This is a genomic window from Ruegeria sp. AK11, assembly GCF_056541095.1.
Window position 1 is genome coordinate 1 of record NZ_JBQFXU010000029.1, and the last position, 3,001, is coordinate 3,001.

Consider the following 3,001-nt stretch of genomic DNA (forward strand, 5'->3'; position numbering starts at 1 on the left):
CTCCGGCCCCCGTGTTTATCAGGCGGTCAGGCCTTCTGGTTCTGGGAGTTTGTTTGCGCGGCAGCAGGCGGTGAGGGTGTTGGCCAGCAGGCAGGCGATGGTCATGGGGCCGACGCCGCCGGGGACCGGGGTGATGGCGCCGGCGCGTTCGGCAGCGCTGGCATAGTCGACGTCGCCGACCAGCTTGGTCTTGCCATCCCGCTCGATGCGGTTGATGCCCACGTCGATCACGGTGGCGCCTTCCTTGATCCAGTCGCCAGGCACCATTTCGGGGCGACCGACAGCGGCCACGACGATATCGGCGCGGCGGACCACATCCGGCAGATCTTTGGTGCGCGAATGCGCGATGGTCACGGTGCAGCTGTCCCCCAGCAGCAGCTGCGCCATCGGCTTGCCCACGATGTTCGAGCGACCGATGACAACCGCATCCATGCCCGACAGCGACCCGTGGTGATCGCGCAGCATCATCAGGCAGCCCAGCGGGGTGCAGGGCACCATCGATTTCTGACCGGTGCCCAAAAGGCCCACGTTCGAGATATGGAAACCGTCCACATCCTTGGCCGGATCGATCGAATTGATCACCAGATCCTCGTTCAGGTGCCTGGGCAGCGGCAACTGGACCAGAATGCCATGCACCGCCGGGTCGGTGTTCAGTTTGTCGATCAGCGCCAGCAGCTCTGCCTCCGAGGTCTCCGCATCCAGCTTGTGCTCATACGAGTTCATGCCGACCTCGACGGTCATCTTGCCCTTCGAGCGGACATAGACCTGGCTGGCCGGATCCTCGCCCACCAGAACCACGGCCAGGCCGGGGGTGATGCCGTTTTCCTCTTTCAGCTTTGCAACCTGATCGGCCACCTGCGCGCGCACTTTGGCGGCAAAGGCCTTCCCGTCGATAACCTGCGCTACCATCCTTTGGTCCCTTCTTTCAAAACCCAAACGGGCGCAGAACGCGCCCGGTCTTTACTCGGGGCCGAGCACACGTTCCTCACGTGCAATCGACCAGTCAATCAGAATGCGCCAGAGCGTTTCGGACAAATCGGGGTCCATCCCCGCCGCCTGCGAACTGGCGCGCACCTTTTGCACCACATCCTCGACCCGGTCCGGGATGCGGGCGGGCAGGCCCTCGCCCGGCTTCAGCTCAGACGCGCGGTCGATATAGCTTGCGCGCCTCACCAGCATCCCGATCAGCTGGCGGTCCAGCCTGTCGATCTGAACCCGCAGATCCCGCATCGAATGGCAGTCCTGCGGCGGTGTCAGAGTGGGCATCATCGTCTCCTCATGGCCCGGGGGTCCCGGACCACGAGATGTCTTATTCAGCGGCTTAGAACAAGCCCTCGATCTCACCTGCGTCATTGAGGCAGATGGTTTCCGCGGCCGGTTTGCGGGGCAGGCCCGGCATGGTCATGATCTCACCGCAGACAACCACGATAAAGCCCGCGCCCGCGCTCAGGCGGACTTCACGCACCGGCACCGAATGGCCGGTGGGCGCGCCCCGCAAGCTCGGGTCGGTCGAGAAGCTGTACTGGGTTTTCGCCATGCAGACCGGCAGGTTGCCATACCCCGCAGCTTCCCATTCTTTCAGCTGCGTGCGGATCTTGTTGTCGGCCAGAACCTCGTCGGCGCGGTAGATGCGCTTGGCGATGGTTTCGATCTTCTCAAACAGCGGCATCTCGTCGGGGTAGATCGGCGCGAAGTTCGCAGACCCCCCTTCGACGATTTCCACAACCTTGCGGGCCAGATCGGCAGAGCCTTCCGAGCCCAGTTCCCAGTGGCGCGACAGAACCGCCTCGACCCCGTGAGAGGAACAATAATCCTTCACCGCCTGAACCTCGGCATCGGTGTCGGTGACAAAGTGGTTGATGGCGACAACAACCGGCACACCGAACGACTTCACGTTCTCGATATGGCGGCCCAGGTTGGCGCAGCCCGCCTTGACCGCATCGACATTCTCGGCGCCCAGATCGGCCTTGGCGACACCGCCATTCATCTTCATCGCCCGCACGGTGGCAACCAGAACCACGGCAGAGGGCGCAATGCCCGCCTTGCGGCACTTGATGTTCATGAACTTCTCGGCACCCAGATCGGCGCCAAAGCCCGCCTCGGTCACCACATAGTCAGCCACTTTCAGCGCGGTCCTGGTGGCAATGACCGAGTTGCAGCCATGCGCGATGTTGGCGAACGGGCCGCCATGGACAAAGGCCGGGTTGTTTTCCAGCGTCTGCACCAGGTTCGGCTGCATCGCGTCTTTCAGCAGAACGGTCATCGCACCTTCGGCCTTGATGTCGCGGCAGTAGACCGGGGTCTTGTCGCGGCGATAGGCCACGATGATGTCACCCAGACGCTTTTCCAGATCCTTCAAGTCGTTGGCCAGACACAGGATCGCCATGACCTCGGACGCCACAGTGATGTCAAAACCTGTTTCGCGCGGGAACCCGTTCGACACGCCGCCCAGGCTGGCAGTAATCTGGCGCAGGGCGCGGTCGTTCATGTCAACCACACGACGCCATGCGACCCGGCGGGTGTCGATCTCGCATTCATTGCCCCAGTAGATGTGGTTGTCGATCATCGCCGACAGCAGCGAATGGGCCGAGGTGATCGCGTGGAAATCGCCGGTGAAGTGCAGGTTCATCTCTTCCATCGGAACAACCTGCGCATAGCCGCCACCCGCAGCGCCGCCCTTCATGCCGAAGTTCGGACCCAGCGAGGCCTCGCGGATACAGATCATCGCATTCTTGCCGATCCGGTTCAGACCGTCACCCAGACCAACCGTTGTGGTCGTCTTGCCTTCACCCGCAGGCGTCGGGTTGATCGCCGTCACCAGCACCAGCTTGCCGTCCTCACGACCCTGCACCGAGTTGATGAACTCCTGGCTCACCTTCGCCTTGTCATGCCCATACGGCAAAAGATCATCACTGGATATTCCAAGCTTCGCGCCGATCTCCTGGATCGGCTTCTTATTCGCTTCACGCGCAATTTCGATGTCGGATTTATAGCTCATTGG

Annotated in this window: 3 protein-coding genes; all 3 read right to left on the minus strand. The window is 62.2% G+C overall.

Annotated elements, in window-relative coordinates:
* Positions 1-18: 18 nt before the first annotated feature.
* Genes folD through ACR0D9_RS20500 form a run of 3 tightly spaced genes read right to left on the minus strand, consistent with a single transcriptional unit; the run spans position 19 to position 2,998 of the window.
* Positions 19-909 (minus strand): bifunctional methylenetetrahydrofolate dehydrogenase/methenyltetrahydrofolate cyclohydrolase FolD, encoded by an 891-nt coding sequence (gene folD / locus ACR0D9_RS20490; RefSeq protein ID WP_480540090.1) that lies wholly within the window; start codon positions 907-909, stop codon positions 19-21.
* A 51-nt stretch (positions 910-960) separates the two neighbouring features.
* The gene (locus ACR0D9_RS20495) at positions 961-1,266 is read right to left on the minus strand and encodes a chorismate mutase (protein WP_480473724.1); all 306 of its coding nucleotides are present in this window, start codon (positions 1,264-1,266) and stop codon (positions 961-963) included.
* A gap of 55 nt (positions 1,267-1,321) precedes the next feature.
* On the minus strand, positions 1,322-2,998 hold the full coding sequence (locus tag ACR0D9_RS20500; RefSeq protein WP_480540092.1) for a formate--tetrahydrofolate ligase: 1,677 nt from the start codon (positions 2,996-2,998) through the stop codon (positions 1,322-1,324).
* Positions 2,999-3,001 lie beyond the last annotated feature (3 nt).

Excerpts from the sequence above, each read along its gene's own strand:
- ACR0D9_RS20495 (WP_480473724.1), bottom strand. The coding sequence starts at position 1,266 with ATGCCCACTCTGACACCGCCGCAGGACTGCCATTCGATGCGGGATCTG.
- ACR0D9_RS20500 (WP_480540092.1), bottom strand. The coding sequence starts at position 2,998 with ATGAGCTATAAATCCGACATCGAAATTGCGCGTGAAGCGAATAAGAAG.
- folD (WP_480540090.1), bottom strand. The coding sequence starts at position 909 with ATGGTAGCGCAGGTTATCGACGGGAAGGCCTTTGCCGCCAAAGTGCGC.